Here is an 18,829-nt window from a genome sequence, read left to right as displayed (position 1 = left end):
TAATAGGCTCTTTTTAAATGACTATTAAATGACTATTAAATGACTATTAAATGACTATGTTGATTAAAGAGTTACCTTAATTAGATGGTCATATTATTAATATCGTATAAACAAGGAACTAGCAGCTCTTTTTGGTATGTAATTTAGCTCTGCACACGACAAAAAAAACAAAAAAGTCTGTTAAAGCAAAGGCATAATAGTAATTTTTAAGACGAATCAGACCATGCCAAACTTTAACAGACTTAGTGAAACTTTAACCCAAAACCTGAGTATGAACAAGGCAAGAATCACATGTTTGAGCTTAATGATAATAGCCCTGATTACTGCTCAAAGCAGTAATCTTAAAAAAAATAGCAAGACACATTCCTAAGGGTGGCAAGACCGACAGTCACTATCGCAGACTACAGCGATTTTTTGCCGAAGCGAGGATAGACTATGATCAATTAGCTTTAATGATATATCGACTGTTTGGGCTAGGCAAAGTCACCTTAACCATTGACCGCACCAACTGGAAATGGGGTAAAAGTAACCTCAACATCTTTATGCTAGGGGTGGTATATAAAGGGATAGCCATCCCCTTATACTGGCAAATGCTAGATAAGCGAGGTAATACAAACCATCTTGAACGCTGTGAACTTATTGAGCGGTTTATCAAACAATTTGGCAAAGATAACCTTGAGATGATAGTAGCAGACAGAGAGTTTGTTGGCGAAAAATGGTTTAACTGGCTCACCAATAATCACATACCCTTTGCCATACGGATTAAGAAGAACAGTAAAGTTAAGAATCATCATGGCAAGTTGGTACAGATTAAAGAGTTATTTCGCCATGTTGGCCATCAAGAAACATATCGACATGGGCGAATACTGACTGTCGATGGTTGTTTGGTTCGAGTATTTGCCAAGCGTGATAAAGACTACGGTTTAGTGATTGTGGCAACCAATCAACTAGAAACAGTGGATGCGATGATAAGCTATGGCAAGCGTTGGGAAATTGAGACTTTATTTGCTTGTCTAAAGGGGAGTGGCTTTAATCTTGAAGATACCCACTTAACCCATCTTGATCGGGTCAGTAAATTAGTCGCAGTGAACGCCTTAGCATTTTGTTGGGCTTATCATGTCGGTATTTATAAAGACAAAGATAAGCCGTTAAAACGCAAGTTGAAGTCAAACGCTCGACCTCAAGCCAGTTTGTTTGCGCTTGGTCTGGATTTATTGATTGAAGGTCTTCGTTTGGTGTTTTTTAACAATGATAAGACTGTCTTTCGACAGTTAGTTAGCTTTTTAACCCCTAAACCTATGAAAATCCGGTGGGGATGATTTTTTTGTCGTGTGCAGAGGTAATTTAGTGAGGTTTTCACGACGCAATTTTGCCGCATCGATGGCTTCCTCTGTATTTGCATAAGTACCAATTAGTGCTGGCCAAAATAATACAGCAGCGGCAACATTGGTACCTGTAACTTTACGATCGTCACGTGCTTCTTTTTCAAATCTTTCTGCTTCTGATATTTCTGTGACAATCTGCTTACAAGACAAATTTGTATCAGTAGCTTTTGTCGTTTGAACCACGTGTGGTGTCGCACAACCTTGAGCCAATAAAGCCAAAATACCTACTGCAATTAAACCCTTTTTCATAATTCTCTCATATTTGTACTAAAAGTTAGGACATGTGAACTAAGAAAAATCAGCATGAGTAAGTTTTAGGTAATTAAAAAAGTAATAGTTCAGTTACAGTTATATTATTTTGTAGTATAAATGTCAATATTTTTTAAGATATACTTCAAAAAGTTACCAATGTTACTTAATTGTTAAAATAGACACAGTTAAGGAAACTACATTGAAAGGGAATATAGTTAAGGAGACTGCAAAAGCCGCTTTGCAAGGTTACTATCAGGGTTGTAATGTAAGTCACGGCATTCGCCAGTACTATCCCAGCGGATAGATATATAGAGATACTTTTCTAATTCATTGCGATTATAATGTTTCTCTAGCATTATTTGCTCGTGACAAAATATTTGAGTATTGGCTTGCTCTGAGTTGATTTTAGCCCAAATATTTTGCTGAGCGATATTGTTTTCTACTTGATTAATCGTCTGCTGGGTTGGATTGGTATAGGTTTTAGATAAGAAAATAAAGCCTTCGTATACGCCCTCATTCCTATAATAGCTACGGCTTTGTTGGTTCAGGTTGTTTGTAATATCATTCATAAGTCTTATCAGCTCTTCTTTACTTGGTTTTTCCCCTTTTACAGGTCTCGGAGTATATAAATCAGGGTTTTGCTTATTAAATTGGTAAACTGAATAGTACTGTAAGCCAATGATAGAGAGTACGAATAACCCTACCAAGGTAACAAAAATGTCTTTTATTCTGGAGCCAATTGTTTTACTTTTAAAGTTCTGAGTAGACATAGTTATTCATCATTTTGGTTTATAACCTCAAACATTCAAAAGGCAATATAAATAGCTTTAGTAACCCTAAACTACCTCGCCACAGGCCTTACCACTGGCCCAAGCCCACTGGAAATTATAGCCCCCTAGCCAGCCAGTAACGTCTAATACTTCTCCGATAAAATACAGATTAGGTTGCAGTTTACTTTCAAAAGTTTTAGAAGAGACTTGATCAGTATTAACTCCACCTCGAGTGACCTCAGCAGTGCGATAGCCTTCAGTACCAGAAGGTTTGATGGTCCAGTTATTTATTTTATCGCCAATGGCTATTAAATTTTCATCTTTGATATTTGCTAATTCTTTATCTTTAAATTCTGACCAATGCAAATCTTGTAACGCCAATAACAGCTTTTTAGGGAAGTATTCGGTGAGCACACTACGAATTAACTGTTTAGGATGATTGGCTTTGGCCTCAATCAATAAGTCGCTGATATTGACATTGGGTACAAGATTAATATGAATGGCTTCGCCCACTTGCCAGTAGTTAGACAATTGCAGCATGGCAGGACCAGATAAGCCACGGTGAGTAAATAACATTGGGCGAGGGAATGAAATGCGCTCATTAAAAGCAACCACATCGAGGCTAATACCTGCTAGAGAGGCAATCATATCACCCACTTTATCGGTAAAAGTAAACGGTACTAAGCCTGCTGAAGTAAGGATAATATCATGGCCGAACTGCTGCGCCACCTCATAGCCAAAGCCGGTGGCTCCCATGGTAGGGATAGATAAACCACCAGTAGCAATGACCAAAGAAGCACATTGAATGGTGCCTTTTGAGGTCTCGATTATAAAGCCTTGTGCTTCGCTGTCGTTAACGACGGGTTTAATCGCTATGATGTCAGTTTTTAATTGCACTTTGGCTCCCGCTTGAGCGCATTCATCGAGCAATAAGTTTAGGATGTCTTTTGAAGAGTCATCACAAAACAGCTGTCCATAGTCACGCTCATGGTAGGGAATCCCATGCTTTTCAACCAAACCGATAAACTCCCAAGGGTTATAGCGGGTTAAAGCAGATTTACAAAAATGGGCATTTTCACCGATAAAATTTTCAGGCTCCACCACATAGTTGGTAAAGTTACACCGGCCACCGCCGGACATTAATATTTTTTTACCAGCCTTATTGGCATGGTCTATGACTAATACCGAACGGCCTCTTTGAGCAGCCGTCATGGCACAATATAGACCGGAAGCACCAGCCCCTATTATGACCACATCAACAGTTACCTTGGCTTTAGGAGTAGGGGCACTTGTTGTTGCCTCATTTTTAACAAGAGATGCTTTAGCGGTAGTGTGATTAACAGTATTTTTGGTCATAAATTTGGCTTTTTAAATAATTGACAACAGAGACAGTAAAGAAATTATAGAGAGGGTATAGCGGGTATGTGTTTATAGGGGGTAACTGAGGGAATAAATGGCTATTTTGCCAATATAATAGGTTAAAAATCATAAACATTTTATGAGTTTAGACCAAATAACAGTTTACAACTGTATCAAAATCTAGTAAAACTATGGGGTGCTACAGTCATAGGGATAGGACTGAGTAAACTCACAATAAATACCTAATAATAGGCATACAAAGACAGTTGTAGGGAATAAACTAACCCTAATCTTTCAACAATAGGTCTTTCGCCTTTATCTATCGTGCTTGTTTTACCACCCTCCGCTTCATTCCCTATCACATTTTATCATGATAACAGCTCGTATGACGTTTGCTGTTATTACTATCAGTAATACCCCGTGATTTCTAGGATAGATTCACTATAAAAAAAGGACTTTATAATATGAAAAAATTCGCCACCAGTTCTGAATTTGCCGCTCAAGCCAATACCAACCCAGAGAAATATGCCCAGTTATATCAGCAGTCTATTGAGTCTGAGGAGAACAATGAGGCTTTTTGGGCCAAACGGGCAGAGTTAATTGATTGGATAAAGCCACCTACCAAAATCAAAAATGTTAATTACGATTTGGATAATTTTACAATCAAGTGGTTCGAAGATGGTGAGCTAAACGTTTCGGTCAACTGCTTAGACCGTCATCTGGTCGAGAATCCTTTTAAGCCTGCCATTATCTGGGAAGGTGATCACCCTTCATTACACAAAATTATCTCGTTTAAAGAGCTGCATTCTGAAGTCTGCCGCTTGGGCAATGCCATGCGTAAGATGGGCGTGGGCAAAGGTGATAGAGTCGTACTATATTTGCCAATGGTGCCAGAGGCTGTGGTATCTATGTTGGCCTGTGCTCGTATTGGGGCCATCCACACTGTGGTATTTGGTGGCTTCTCTGCTGAGAGCTTGGCCAGTCGTATTGTGGATAGCCAGGCCAAATTGGTTATTACTGCTGATGAAGGGGTACGTGGTGGTAGATATACTCCGCTTAAGACCAATGTCGATAAAGCTTTAGATGTCGATGGTACCGAATGTATTGAAAAAGTCATTGTCGTGCATCGTACCGGTAATTCAGTGCCAATGAGTGGTCGACGAGACGTGTGGTATCACACCGTTATTGATAATGCCAATGAGAACTGCGAACCAGAGCCAATGAACGCGGAAGATCCTTTGTTCTTATTATATACCTCAGGCTCAACTGGTAAGCCAAAAGGGGTAGTGCATACTACAGGTGGATATATCACTTATGCACTGTCGACTTTTAGAGATGTGTTTGATGTCAAAGAAGATGACGTCTTTTGGTGTACCGCGGATGTGGGCTGGATTACTGGACACAGTTATGTGACCTATGCGCCTTTGGCCAATGGCACCACTACTGTTATGTTTGAGGGGGTGCCTCAATATCCTACTTGGGCGCGTATCGGTCAAATTATTGATAAGCATGATGTGAGTATTTTATATACCGCGCCTACTGCCATTCGTGCGATGATGAAAGAAGGCGATGCCTTTGTCCGTGAGTCTAACCGTGAAAGTTTACGTCTGCTAGGTACAGTAGGTGAGCCGATTAACCCAGAAGCTTGGGACTGGTATCATACAGTAGTTGGTGAAGGACGTTGCCCTATCGTAGACACTTGGTGGCAAACAGAGACCGGAGGTATTTTGATGGCTCCGCTACCCAACTCTGTGGACATGAAGCCAGGGGCGGCGATGAATCCACTGTATGGCATTAAGCCCGCTATTGTGGATTCAGAAGGAAACGAGCTTGAAGATGCTGCAGCAGGCAACCTAATTATTACCGATGGCTGGCCAGGTCAAATGCGCACCATTTATGGTGACCACAAACGATTCTTGGAAACCTATTACACCACTTATCCTGGCAGCTATTTTACCGGTGATGGTGCAATGCGTGATGAAGAAGGTCATTATTGGATTACAGGTCGTGTGGATGACGTGCTTAACGTATCGGGTCACCGTATTGGTACTGCCGAGATTGAAAGTGCGTTGGTATCGCATCCTGCCGCTGCAGAGACTGCCATTGTGGGTATGCCTCATGAGTTAAAAGGGCAGGGTATTTGCGCTTATATCATCTTAAGACATGGTGAGGAAGACACCGAGAGATTACGTGGCGAATTAAACCGTCATGTGCGTGCTGAAATTGGTCCTATCGCCAACCTTGACACCATTTATATCGTGGAAGCCCTGCCGAAGACCCGTTCTGGTAAGATTATGCGCCGTATCTTACGTAAGCTTGCTGCTGGCGAGTTTGAGGGTCTGGGTGATACCTCAACCTTGGCAGAAGCCAGTGTGGTTGATGATTTAATCAAAACGGTTAAATCTGCTTAAGTCATTTACAATAGGCTATTCAAAGTTGGCTAATGGTTAAAAAATTACTTAGTCTCAAGATATCGGAAACCACTGTCTATAAGTAGGCAGTGGTTTTTTGTATAAATGTGACCTATTAATTTGCAGTATTAAAAAGTTAGAGCATGTATGATAAACCTCTCATTATGAGTACATAAAGTACGAACTTTTTTGTTTATTACGAATATAAGATATCCCAAATTTTAACTGATACTGATTTAATCATTATTAAAATTGGCACTGATTTAATTAGGATTAATTTAATTGATTCTTACTTAATTGCAGCGTACTTAAATAAAAATCATTAGTAAGATACTATGCACATATAGGCTCATGACTGAGCCGCTTACTGGACTACCTGCTATTCACTCCTTAATCTTCTACCTACTGTAAATACTGTTATCTATATGACTGAAAATTTAAAACCAACAACTGCTTATGACATTCAAAACTTATCTGATGCCACGCCTAAAATAGCCATTATTGGTGCCGGTCTTACTGGGCTAATGATCTCTCATTTACTTGAACAAGCTTTCGTCTCACAAAACCGAGCTCTCAATATTGTAATTTTTGAAAAGTCAGCTGGGGTGGGGCGTTTGGCCACACGGTATAAGAATCCTGAAGTTAACCGCGACCAACAATGGCAATTTGACTTTGGCGCTCAGTTTTTTACCGCCAAATCACAAAGCTTTCAAGATTATTTGCAGCCTTGGTTGGCGCAAGGAGTGATTGAGCCTTGGCTGGCCAAAACAGCAACCCTTAACAGTACAACAGAACCGTCAGAAATACAGATAACCGGTCAATGGGAGAGTGATCAGCCGCGTTATATTGGCAGCCCAAAAATGACCAGTTTTGGTCGACATTTGGCAGCGGTATTAAAGCACACTGAGATTCATTACAAAACCAGAGTCGCTCCATTAAAACCGTCCGAGCAAACCATAGAGCATACTCAGTCTAATAATAAAACTTGGTTAGTAGATATTGAGGGCAATGATTTGGGTGTCTTTGATTGGGTCATCTGTACAGCGCCACAGCAGCAGGCTATTGAGCTTTTGCAGCAGACAGACTTTGTGCATCTAGACCATATCAAGCAGCCGAAAATGCTCGCGTGTTATACCTTAATGTTGGGTTGGGAGTCGTTATCTGATTTACCGCAAACCCTCAGTCATGCTCAGTGGGATGTGCTTCAAGTCAATGAGGCAGATGCCATTGTCAATCGAGTGTTTGTTGAACATCATAAGCCAGGAAGAGAGGCTATGTTACCGAGTATAACGGTGCATGCCACCAATCAATGGTCAGAGGCTCAGGTTGATGAGGATATGACTGTGGTAAAAAACCAACTGTTGCGAGCGGTGCACTCATTACTGGATTGGAAGGACGAGACTGCACCGAAACTAGTAGACTGCCACCGTTGGCGTTATGCGGCGACTAAGCACACTAATGACAATGAATCTTCTGAAATCAGTTATGTCGATGATAATAAACAATGGGTTGTTACTGGTGATTGGTGCGATGAAGGTCGTATAGAAAGTTGCTTTAAAACAGCTACTAACGTGGTGCAAACTATCGCAGGCTAGAAGCTGTCAGTTTAAGGCTCTATGAATCACCAAAATCAGCAGCCACAAAAAAAGGCGAGGGAAACCCTTCGCCTTTTTTAAGGACTTTTATTTGTGATTTTTATTCAAAGCCCTGAATTTTTGATGCTTGAAAAATAATCTGTATCAAGCTTATTCTGCATTTTCACGCCATTGCAACAGGTCAACAACGTCTTGTTGAATCCCTGCTTTTAAGGCCTCTAAGCCATCATATTTACGTTCATCATGTAAATGATGCAAGAATCTAACTTGTAGCGTTTTGCCATACAAGTTACCTGAGAACTCAGGGAAGAATACTTCAAGCCGCCAGTCATTAGGCTTATCAACGGAAGGACGAACTCCAATATTAGCGGTACCAAATAGGCTGTGCTCAAGTAGCCCAGCAATGCCAGTTTTACCTTCATTCGCTAAGTTATCAAAGGCATGAGGGATTACTTTACCCTCTGCATCTAATACCACCACATCGACACCATACACACCATGTAGAGCGGGGCGTATTCTGTTTAACTCGATATTGGCAGTCGGGAAGTCCAAAGTACGTCCAATTTTGTCACCACCGACCACTTCGCCAGTTATCGTATAGTCACGGTTTAACAAATGAGCAGCCGTCTTTAAGTCGCCTTTCGCAAGTAGCTCGCGTATTCTGGTAGAGCTAATGCGGTTGTCTTGGAGCGTTAAAGGTGCTTTTTCGGCAACGGCTTGGGTATCAGTGATAGTTTGTAGATTAGTCACTGGCAATCCATAATTGCGTAGGAACTCACTGTCTCCAGTGCGGTCATGACCAAACTTAAAGTCATCGCCTAAGACCAGAGACTTGACGCGTAAATGATGTATTAGCATATCGGCAAATTGAGCGGCCGATAAAGAGCGAAAGGCTTCATCAAATTTAGCAATCACCACTGTATCTATACCAAACTCTGAAAGTAGTGACAGTTTCTCATCTTGTGAGGTTAATCGAGCAGGGGCAGCAAGAGGGTCTGACTTTAGTTGAGCGAAATATTCGCGCGGCTGTGGCTCAAAAATCATTACCATGGTAGCCAATTGCTGCTCACTAGCACTGGTCTGTAGCTGTTTTAACATGGCTTGATGGCCGAGATGAACACCATCGAAATTCCCAATAGTCAATACATTGTCACAGTCTAAAGTGCTATGGCTATTACCAGCATTGATTGTGGCCAAGTCTAAAAAAATTGTTTTCATAAAGCCTTATCGATAAACACGAAGAGAGTTGTAAGCTACTTTTGATAAACAGCTAATTGGATAAATTGAACAGATAACGCTACACAAAGCGGACTAAAAATTATAGTCTAAAGCTGCTAATTGATAGATAATTACTGCCCATTATAATGTAAAATTGACCTTATTGAGGCTCAAAATGAACTCAATGTCTATTTTATGAGAAATAAGTTTATGACCAATACCTTTCAGAGTGCTACGCAACCTTCATCTGATCCTTCATATTTGCATAGCACGACACAAAATCCCACCCAAACCTATCACATCCGTTTAGCACAGCCTGCAGATTTGCCTGAAATTGTAGACATTTATAATCAAAGTATACCAGCCAAAGCCTCAACAGCAGACCTAGAGCCGGTGAGTATTGAGGATAGACAGGCTTGGTTTAATGAGCATCTTACTCAGCCGAATCGTCCTATTTATGTGCTGATTAATCAGGCCAGTACGACTGAAGAAATCATGGCATGGGGCAGCTTCAGTGATGTAAAAAGTCGGTCGGCCTATAACATTAGTAGTGAAATTAGTATTTATGTCGGCAATCAATACCAAGGTCTTGGTTTGGGTAGCTTTTTTTTAAAATGGATGATGGCCGAAGCACCTGAACTCGGTATTCAGAATGTTTTAGCACTTATATTTGGCCATAATCAGCCCAGTTTGGCTCTGTTTAAAAAATATGGTTTTGAGCATTGGGGCACATTGCCCAAAGTGTGCGATATGCAGGATTTCATTGCAGATATCGTTATATTAGGTAAATCACTGACTGCGAACCACAAACCGTTTAGCTCTCAGACTCTCCTGTAGCCGTTACAATGCTTAAATCGTTCTGTTACGGCATTTAGAGAGGCTGTATGGCTATCACATATTAAAGAAACTACAGGTTTTTAGTGTTGTCTTCGCGGTGTATTCTCTTTAGGTAGCTTCTCTGCCACCTTACCAATGGTGAGACCTTGTACCAAAATCGAGAAGATAACAATCGCATAAGTTAACGCCAGTAAGATGTCTCTTTCAGGTCCGCTAGGCAACTGTAATACCAAAGCGATTGATATACCGCCACGCAGGCCACCCCAAGTCAATACCTTCCATGCCCCTTCAGGTAAATCAAGCTGCTTGTGCAAGCTTTTGGTGGTTAGACCGACCACCACAAAGCGTGCCGCCAAAGCGATAATAATGCCAAGAATAGCCGCTACAAAGATATTGAGAGAATAGGCAATAACCACGACCTCTAAGCCAATTAAGACAAACAAAAGGGCGTTTAATATTTCGTCAATAAGCTCCCAAAATAAGTCAATATAATGACGGGTCTCATCACTCATTGCCAAAGCACGACCTCGGTTACCCACCATCAGCCCCATAACGACCATCGCTAGCGGACCTGAAAGATGGTAGTGACTGGCCAAGGCGTAACCGCCCAATACCCCAGCTAAGGTCAATAAAACCTCTTCTTGATAGCTGTTAATACTTTTAAGCAAGTAATATAAAATACCACCTAAGACGAAGCCAAATAAAATACCGCCCCCTGCTTCAACCGCAAGGGTGTGGAAGACATATGAGGCGCTAGGGATGTCACCACTGGCCAATATGCCCAGTAAGATAACGAATATCACCACGCCAATCCCGTCATTAAATAAGGATTCACCGGCAATAACAGTCTCTAAACTTTTAGGCGCACCTGCTGAAGCCAAAATTCCCATCACTGCGATAGGATCTGTGGGGGAGATTAGAGCACCAAATAGCAAGCACCAGATAAACCCTAATTCAAAGCCAACCAAGGGCATAATAAAGTAAACCGCCAGCGCAATTAATAAGGCGGAAACGATAGTACCCAAACAGGCCAGCACTCCAATAGGCAGTTTATAGTCTTTTAAATCATTAATATTCACATGCAAGGCGCCAGCAAACAGCAGCATAGAAAGCATGCCATCGAGCAGCACTTCAGTGAAATCTAATTCAGCCAGCAGTCCTTTTTCATAGTCAATTAACTCATCGAACCCCATTAAGCCTAGAAAAATGGCCACGATAGACAATACTAAAGAGATGACCATCACCCCGATGGTGGTTGGCAAACCAATAAAACGCTTATTAATATAAGCAAGTAGGGCGGTCAGGCTCAAAAATATGGCACTGATTTCTAATATCGTAAGTCCTGATGCGTGCTCCATGGTGTTAACTTTCATCCTGTATTTGTGGTTGAATTCAACGGTCGTACGCTAATGGCTATGGCTTGTTTTTTGTACTATTTTTGCTGGACGCTAGTATTACTCGTGCTGATGGTTTTGCTATTGCGACCATCAATAAATCGTATAGACGTTGTCACACTATTATCGGTCAGGGTTATCCTCTTCAGTAATAACAGGTGCATCTTTGTCATGTGAGAACATACCCAATAAGCCTGATCTCTTTTTAGGTTTTTCCGTTTCAGCTGAAGAAGTAGACTTAACACTGCTGTTAGGTACCAAATCACCCTCAGGTGGCATCACCGCTTCGTTTCTCTTATTGTCTTCAACCACTTTGGCATCAGGATCAAAAGTTTCAGCCTCAAAATCTCCTTTAACTGAATTCAATTTGCCCTGATTTTTGGATTTCGCTTTTTCCCCAGAGTCAGCAAACATAGGTTCAGTCGTTTCTACGCCTTCACGGGGTAAGCTATGTTCAAAGATACTTCCCAGCGGAATATCCAACTCATTTTTGGCATGATTTTCGGTGTTTTTAAAGCGATCAACCAATAGGTTTAACCAAGGGGTGTCCATATTGTCACTTACCTCATCAAGCTCATCTTTGATAGGTAATGGGTAAGGTAGGGTACGGTAAAAATCCCATAACGTGATATGGTCCAAATCTCTTTTTAGTACATAGTTTCCTTTTTCAGTAACGGTAATCAAATTGCTGTCTAATAAATAGTTCAGATAAGTGAACCATTTTGGCAGCTCTTTACGACCTAGAACACTGCGCAGCTCTTCTTCGCTAGTTGACTGACCTTCTTGATAGCGATCATGAATTAGATTTAGCATGTCGAGTAGACTAAGAAGAGGATGACGAGGGTACACTTCTTTGGTCGCAAAAATAGTTAAGGTATAACTAATTTCCACACCCAATAAGATAATGTTCCAAGACAAATAAATCCATAATAAGAAAATAGGCAGGGCAGCAAAGGCACCATAAATGGCTTCATAACTGGTGAAGTTGGTCATGACAATACCAAATGAGTACTTCAGCAGTTCAAAGGTAACCGCCACAAAGACACCGGCTATAGCTGCATTTTTTAACGGAACTTTTGCTTTGGGAATAAACCAGTACATGCCGATGAAACCTGCGATAGTTATCGCAAACGACACCAACTGAATCCAGAAGTTCCAGTCAATCCCATAACCGCCAATTTGCTGGTTTAAAAAACTTAAGCTTTGAACCGTACTTGAGACGATAAAAGCCGTTCCTAATACTAAGGGACCCAAGGTAATAATGGTCCAATAGCGGACAATACTTTTCACCCCACCAGAGCGATCTTCAACGCGCCAAATTTGGTTGAAAGCACGTTCAATGGTGGTCAAGGTCATTATGCTGGTGACAAATAAAGCCATCGCACCTATGGCAGTCAAGTTACTTGATTTCTCAGCAAAGTCATTCAGATATTGAGAAACTTGTAATCCTGACTGAGGCAGCAAGTTGCTATAGATTAAATCAGAGATTTGCTCGCGTACCGATTCTAATGCGGGTATTGATGACAAAATCATCAATAAAACCGTTAAAATAGGGACAATTGATAATAGTGTGGTATAGGTCAATGAAGCCGCTTTTTGTTGGCTATCGTCCTCAATAAAGTTGCGAATTAAGAAACGCAAAAAGTTAAACCAAGTCTTGTCGTAAAATGGCAGCTTTTTTAACAGGTTTTCCATATCAGAATCATTATATTAGTGTAGTGAAAGATAAGAGGGGCACTAAAAGCGCATAGTTTACCAAATATTGATAATCAAAATGTGAAGAATGTTTGTGTCTTAATGATATGATATCGTTAACTTAGAATGAGTTAGACACTTATTATGTTCGTATTTAGTATTAAGGCACTGACTACACAAAAATAGCCCCTTTTAAACGGTAGCCTCTTTTTATGAAACTAATTATTCTTAAATTAGAAGTGCCGAACCAACAATGTTGAATTGAAAGTACTGAATTAGAAGTGTCCAACCAAAACTATTAGATTCAAATGCGGCGCTAAATCTTGAAACTAAGTGTTGTACCCCTTGTTCAAGCTCTATTATAGAGCAATAACAATTTAAAATAATCGGAAGTGAAGTCTTATGACAAATGACAATGTCTCTATCCCCTCTACTGAAGGCAGCTATGTATTGGTGTTGTACTACTCGCAACATGGTACAACCAAAGAGATGGCTTATGCTATCGCACAAGGTATTGAAGAGGCGGGCATGACCGCTCGAATTCGTACAGTACCCACTGTGGCAGTAGAAACCACAGTCGCTAAACCGGCCATCCCCGATGAAGGTGACTTGTATTGCACCATGTCTGATCTAAAAAACTGCTCTGGCCTTGCTTTAGGAAGTCCGACCCATTTTGGTAATATGGCAGGCTCAATGAAGCATTTTTGGGACAGTACCGTGACCTTATGGTTGGCTGGTAATTTACAAAATAAACCAGCCACGGTCTTTACCAGTACCGGTTCAATGCATGGCGGACAAGAGACCACATTACTAACGATGATGATGCCTTTGTTGCACCACGGTATGATGATCTTGGGAGTGCCTTATTCAAATCCTGAGTTAAGTCGCACCAATCGTGGGGGTACGCCTTATGGTTCAACGCATGTCAGCGGCAGCGCTCACGACCAACCAGTGACCAAAGATGAGCGCAGCTTAGCAATTGCTCAAGGTCGTCGTCTTGCTAGTGCTGCCAAAGCGCTAGCTAATGCTAAGTGGTTGTAATATATGGCTAAGAGAGAGGTGCTGGATAGAAGTAGTCCAGAGAACATAGCCCTTATTGCTAAGTTACAATCAAGACTACGGATGAGTTGGATCGCTTGGCTGGTCTATCGCGGTATCGGCTTACCTGTGCTGTTAGGCCTGTTACTGGCGACCCAGCCTGATGTCATCGGAGGTATCGCTTGGCAACTGCTGTGGTTGATTCCAGCGCTTATCGTCACGCCTTGGGTAATCAAAGGTAAATCGCCTTATGCTCTGCTAATGAGTAGTATGCTGACCTTGGTTTACTTAGGTGCCAGCGGCGTTACTTTATTCTCTAGGTTTTATGACAGCGGCAGTAGTGTGATGTGGGTCTATGCCATAGATCTGATACTTATTCTGCTTATCAATGTTTGGTTATTTAAATTATTAAAGCGCTTACCGTCAATGAATGACAAGTTTAAAGACCCACTATGATCTTATACTAAACAAGTTTTTAATATAAATTTATTAATTGCTATAACGTAATAAGTCAAAATTTTTTTATTAATTTTAAGCTCAGTTCAGCCCTAAGGGCGGACTGGGCTTTTTTTATATTAGACCCAAAAATGAACTTGACTCCAAAATATGAATTGAGATGACTTCTGGACTTGGTTAAACATGTGTAATAGTATGAATGTATTGATGCATATTTGTAATAATATGTGAAATAATATTTCTCTAAGATTAAAAACAATAACCAACAGGATAGTACTCATGAAATTACTTCCCACTTTATCTGCGATGACACTCGGCATGCTAATAATGACCGGTTGCTCTACATCGTCGGATGAAGCATCAGATGTCGAATCTGCTACGGTCACCGATACTAAATTTATCACCATTGGTACAGGCGGTGTCACTGGTACTTATTATCCGACAGGTGGTGCTATTTGCCGTATGGTAAAAGCGGCAGAAACGCCCATTCGTTGTTCCGTCGAGTCAACGGGTGGCTCAGTTTATAATGTAAACACCATTAAAGCAGGTGAGTTAGATTTTGGCATCAGCCAAAGTGATACTGCTTATCAAGCTTACAATGGTGAAGGTAAATTCAGTGAGGCCCCTGTTAAAGAGTTACGTAGTATATTAGCTATTTATCCAGAGCTTTTAGCACTAGTGGTTCGTCAAGATTCTAATATCGCAACCTTAGCTGACCTTAAGGGCAAGCGTATCAATATTGATGTGCCGGGTAGTGGTACACGTATGACGACCGAGGCAATATTTGAAGCTTCTGGAATTAGTTTGGACGATTTAGCGCTTGTAAATGAGCTAAAATCTTCTGAAGGTCCAACCATGCTTAAAGATAAGAAAGTAGACGGTTACTTTGGTATGTTTGGTCATCCTACTGCCAATATTAAAGATGCAGCTAATTCTGTAGATATTGATTTGGTGCCTATTGAAGGCGCTGTTATTGATAAGCTTATTGCAGACAACCCTTATTATGCTAAAGGGATGATTTCAGCTTCAGACTATCAGGGTATAGATCAAGACGTACCAAGTATTGGGGTTAAGGCAGTATTGGTAACCCGTGATGATATGGCTGATGATGCGGTAACTGCGATTACCCAAGCTGTACTAGATAATTTTGATGAATTTAAGGACGCACATCCTGCCTATAAAAATATTACTAAAGAGTCTTTACTTGAAGGCTTAGCAGTGCCACAACATCCTGCCGCTATAGCAGTATTTGAAAAAGCGGGAATTGTTTCGGCTAATGCTCAGTCATAAAATTATTTGTGATGCGTTAACTTTATGAATAAGCACAGGTTTATCGGCCTGTGCTTATTTTTTTGAAAAAGTCTCTCGGAGAATGCTATGAACAACTATCCTTCACAAGATATGGTCGTAGATGATGCCAATATCGATAACGCAGATGTCTTAGAAGGCAAGCGTGTTCTACCCACCAATTCCCTCGGTTATATAATTATTGGTGTCATTGCTTTCTTATGGTCATTTTTTCAACTGTATGTTGTACTAATCCCATTTAACGATGTATTTATTAGATCCATTCATTTAGCCTTTGCATTGCTAATGACTTTTTTGATGTACCCAATGTTTCGTACAAAAAAAACAATGTCTAGTATTCCAATTTGGAACTATGCACTTGGTTTGATGGCTGCGGCTACCGCGTTATATATTTTCATTTTTTACGATGCGCTTAATGCTCGCTCCGGTGCTTGGATAGCGATGGATGTCTGGGTAGCGTTGGCAGGTATTTTACTGTTACTGATGGCTTCTCGCCGAGTTTTAGGGCCGGCGCTGGCCATTATTGCCATTGTATTTTTAGGTTATGTTAAATTTGGCCAAATTATGCCGGATATGATTGCGCATAAAGGGGCCAGCATTAATAAAATGATGGGACAGATGTTTCTGACCACAGAGGGTATCTTTGGGGTACCACTAGGGGTGAGTGCCAGCTATGTATTTCTCTTCGTTTTATTTGGGGCGCTACTAGAGAGGGCCGGGGCAGGTAAGTACTTCATTGATTTGGCTTATGCGGCATTGGGCCGTTTTGATGGCGGACCTGCTAAGGCTTCGGTTGCCGCATCTGGGATGATGGGGATTATCTCAGGTTCGTCTATTGCCAATACAGTGACTACAGGCACTTTTACCATTCCTTTGATGAAGCGATTGGGGTTTCCTGCGCATAAGGCGGCTTCAGTGGAAGTTGCAGCGTCGACCAATGGTCAGTTAATGCCACCAATCATGGGAGCGGCAGCATTTATCATCGCCGAGTTTTTGGGTATGGATTATGCGGGCGTGATTATGGCAGCAGCAATTCCTGCTTTTGTCAGTTATATCGCCTTATTTTATATCGTTCATTTGGAAGCCAAAAAGTTAGGCATTAAAGGGGAAGCTAAAGATCGCTTGCCACAAGTGTGGGGGGTATTCATTAGCGGATTGCATTTCTTGCTACCAGTATTCTACTTAATGTATACCTTAATCGTTTTGCGTATGTCGCCACAGCGGGCCGCCTTTAATGGTATCTTAGTATTGATGGCCATTATGGTTGTCCAGCCCTTTGTTAAGTCGTTATGGACTAAAAAAAGCTTAAATCTTTCCGAAAACTTAAACACAGTGATAAATGATCTTGTTGTTGGCATGGTCAATGGCGCTAAGAACATGGTACCTATTGCCATTGCTACCGGGGTGGCAGGTATTGTTGTTGGCTCAGTTACGCTCACAGGTATTGGCTTAATTTTAGCCGATGTAATCGAAGTGCTGTCGCATGGCTATATACTGGCAGTGCTAGTATTAACAGCAGTGGTGTGTCTAGTGCTTGGTATGGGTTTGCCCACTACTGCAAACTATATTGTGATGGCGTCTCTAACTGCACCAGTTATCTTAGGATTGAGTGGAGATTTAGGGTATCTAGTCCCAGCAATTGCGGCTCACCTGTTTGTGTTCTACTTTGGTATTTTAGCCGACGATACCCCTCCCGTAGGTATGGCAGCTTATGCAGCGGCAGGTATTGCTAAATCCGATCCTATTAAAACGGGTATTCAAGGTTTTGCTTATGATATTAGAACTGCCATTTTACCGTTTATGTTTTTCTTTAACTCTAAACTGTTGTTAATCGATGGGGTAGATCCTACTAATCCTAAAGATCCTGCGGGTTGGCAGTGGATTACCAATCCTTTCGAGATTGGTCTTATTTTTTCTATGGCAGTGTTTGGTATGTTGGCTTTTTCGTCAGCAACACAGCGTTGGATACGGGTCAAAACCAATGGGTTAGAGGTTGTTTTATTGATAGCGATTACTTTGCTACTGATGATACCCAACGTCATTCAAAGTTGGCTTAACTTACCGTATGAGTACATCAGTTATGCAATCGGCTTAAGCTTGTATGCGGTAATATATGGGTTGCAAATGAGACGGCATAAAACACAGTTGGCTATTTTGAAAGCGGCTTAATAAAATAACGCTGATATAGTAATCAAAATATTTTTCGAATAAAGTGCTGTAAGGCTAGAGTAAAAATCTCATAAAGAGTGCAAATAATGAACGCATAAAAAGGCCCCCATAAATCTATGGGGGCCTTTTCAATAACAAGACATAAAGTATTGGTTAGAAAGGTAACCTATAAAAAGTTAGCTTATAAAAAGGCGATTAACGAACTTTAGTCAATGCCATTTCCATTCTTTTACCATCATTAACCTGAGCAACTTTCACCGGTAAATAGTCTAAGCTAGGTGCCAACCAGAAGCTAGTTGAACGGTCACTGTCCTCATGAATACGGTCAACACGAATGGTATCAAAAGTACCTGCTGGTACGGTCACTTTGGTATTGCCTACTTTTTTGAAAGGTGTTTTTTCTACTTTGTCTTTTTTGACCATGTAGTAGTTACCGGTAAATTTACCGGTTAATAGATCTTGTCTGATTTGGGCTTCCAGACTTAAGTCATCAAAAGCTCTATTGGGTGCTGATAAATTAACGGTCTTACCACGGTAAGTACTGGCAACTTTTTTGCCAGAGTCGCTAAATTTCATATTATGGGTATTACCGATACCGAATACTTTATAAGCGGTACTGGCACTGGTTGGGATAATATTGTTACCACTTAAGCTAAAGGTACTGCTTTGATTCGCTGTAGCCACACCGGCCACTCTGGCATTTACTTTATAGTTCCAAGAGTTGCCTGACTTGGTTAAAGTACGGGTGGCAGTACCTTTATATTTATTTTCAACAGTGAAAGAATAGTCTGCAGTTGAAGGGGTTAACGCGGTTGAAGCCATACCTGCAGTTGAAGCCACTGCTGTTGCCGTTGCTAAACTCACGCCAGCAACAATTTTTTTCGCTCTCATATTTTTTAATTTGTTAAACATATTTTTGCCCTTAATTTATTTCTTTTCTTT

General features: G+C 41.0%; 15 protein-coding genes. 8 read left to right on the top strand and 7 right to left on the bottom strand.

The genetic code is table 11. The features are described 5' to 3' along the window. Nucleotides 1-323: 323 nt before the first annotated feature. Entirely contained in the window at nt 324-1,319 is a 996-nt protein-coding gene (locus LK453_RS00580; RefSeq protein ID WP_265335061.1) for an IS4 family transposase, read from the top strand. On the opposite strand, the gene LK453_RS00575 is transcribed toward LK453_RS00580, so the two are convergent. The 3 genes from LK453_RS00575 to LK453_RS00565 form a co-directional block, all read right to left on the bottom strand. Continuing rightward, nucleotides 1,284-1,634, bottom strand: a complete 351-nt coding sequence (locus tag LK453_RS00575; protein ID WP_201541932.1) for a hypothetical protein — start codon at nt 1,632-1,634, stop codon at nt 1,284-1,286. The two genes, LK453_RS00580 and LK453_RS00575, sit on opposite strands and share 36 nt — an antisense overlap. Before the next feature lie 218 nt (nt 1,635-1,852). Further along, a complete protein-coding gene (locus LK453_RS00570; RefSeq protein ID WP_201534267.1) occupies nt 1,853-2,407 on the bottom strand; it encodes a hypothetical protein in 555 nt (184 codons plus the stop codon). Nucleotides 2,408-2,473: 66 nt separating this feature from the next. After that, complete coding sequence (locus tag LK453_RS00565; protein ID WP_379652686.1) at nt 2,474-3,619, bottom strand: BaiN/RdsA family NAD(P)/FAD-dependent oxidoreductase; 1,146 nt, start codon at nt 3,617-3,619, stop codon at nt 2,474-2,476. 611 nt (nt 3,620-4,230) lie between these two features. On the opposite strand from LK453_RS00565, the gene acs reads away from it, so the two are divergent. Continuing rightward, entirely contained in the window at nt 4,231-6,177 is a 1,947-nt protein-coding gene (gene acs / locus LK453_RS00560) for an acetate--CoA ligase (RefSeq protein WP_201534263.1), read from the top strand. A 425-nt stretch (nt 6,178-6,602) separates the two neighbouring features. Beyond that, a complete protein-coding gene (locus tag LK453_RS00555) occupies nt 6,603-7,772 on the top strand; it encodes an NAD(P)/FAD-dependent oxidoreductase (RefSeq protein ID WP_201534261.1) in 1,170 nt (389 codons plus the stop codon). 150 nt (nt 7,773-7,922) lie between these two features. Here LK453_RS00555 and ribF read toward each other — a convergent pair whose 3' ends face one another. Continuing rightward, nucleotides 7,923-8,990 (bottom strand): riboflavin biosynthesis protein RibF, encoded by a 1,068-nt coding sequence (gene ribF / locus LK453_RS00550; protein ID WP_201534259.1) that lies wholly within the window; start codon nt 8,988-8,990, stop codon nt 7,923-7,925. A 210-nt stretch (nt 8,991-9,200) separates the two neighbouring features. Here ribF and LK453_RS00545 point away from each other — a divergent pair, with 210 nt between their 5' ends. Next, on the top strand, nt 9,201-9,827 hold the full coding sequence (locus tag LK453_RS00545; protein WP_227674435.1) for a GNAT family N-acetyltransferase: 627 nt from the start codon (nt 9,201-9,203) through the stop codon (nt 9,825-9,827). Nucleotides 9,828-9,907: 80 nt separating this feature from the next. Here LK453_RS00545 and LK453_RS00540 read toward each other — a convergent pair whose 3' ends face one another. Then, the gene (locus LK453_RS00540) at nt 9,908-11,185 is read right to left on the bottom strand and encodes a cation:proton antiporter (protein WP_201534254.1); all 1,278 of its coding nucleotides are present in this window, start codon (nt 11,183-11,185) and stop codon (nt 9,908-9,910) included. A gap of 159 nt (nt 11,186-11,344) precedes the next feature. Further along, nucleotides 11,345-12,916, bottom strand: a complete 1,572-nt coding sequence (locus LK453_RS00535; protein WP_201534252.1) for a YihY family inner membrane protein — start codon at nt 12,914-12,916, stop codon at nt 11,345-11,347. 402 nt (nt 12,917-13,318) lie between these two features. Between LK453_RS00535 and wrbA the strand changes: the two genes are divergently transcribed. From wrbA to LK453_RS00515, 4 genes are all read left to right on the top strand, one after another. Further along, nucleotides 13,319-13,957, top strand: coding sequence for an NAD(P)H:quinone oxidoreductase (gene wrbA, locus LK453_RS00530; RefSeq protein WP_201534239.1), 639 nt, complete (start codon nt 13,319-13,321; stop codon nt 13,955-13,957). A 3-nt stretch (nt 13,958-13,960) separates the two neighbouring features. After that, entirely contained in the window at nt 13,961-14,410 is a 450-nt protein-coding gene (locus LK453_RS00525) for a hypothetical protein (RefSeq protein ID WP_201534236.1), read from the top strand. 279 nt (nt 14,411-14,689) lie between these two features. Continuing rightward, nucleotides 14,690-15,700 (top strand): TAXI family TRAP transporter solute-binding subunit, encoded by a 1,011-nt coding sequence (locus LK453_RS00520; RefSeq protein ID WP_201534233.1) that lies wholly within the window; start codon nt 14,690-14,692, stop codon nt 15,698-15,700. A gap of 87 nt (nt 15,701-15,787) precedes the next feature. Then, the gene (locus LK453_RS00515) at nt 15,788-17,887 is read left to right on the top strand and encodes a TRAP transporter permease (RefSeq protein WP_201534230.1); all 2,100 of its coding nucleotides are present in this window, start codon (nt 15,788-15,790) and stop codon (nt 17,885-17,887) included. A gap of 195 nt (nt 17,888-18,082) precedes the next feature. On the opposite strand, the gene LK453_RS00510 is transcribed toward LK453_RS00515, so the two are convergent. Next, nucleotides 18,083-18,799 carry a DUF3108 domain-containing protein gene (locus LK453_RS00510; protein WP_201534227.1) on the bottom strand — a complete coding sequence of 239 codons (717 nt, stop codon included), beginning with the start codon at nt 18,797-18,799 and terminating at the stop codon, nt 18,083-18,085. Between the last annotated feature and the right edge of the window lie 30 nt (nt 18,800-18,829).

It is taken from the genome of Psychrobacter sanguinis (genome assembly GCF_020736705.1).
GTDB lineage: Bacteria > Pseudomonadota > Gammaproteobacteria > Pseudomonadales > Moraxellaceae > Psychrobacter > Psychrobacter sanguinis.
This window is presented reverse-complemented; position numbering and strand designations above follow the sequence as displayed.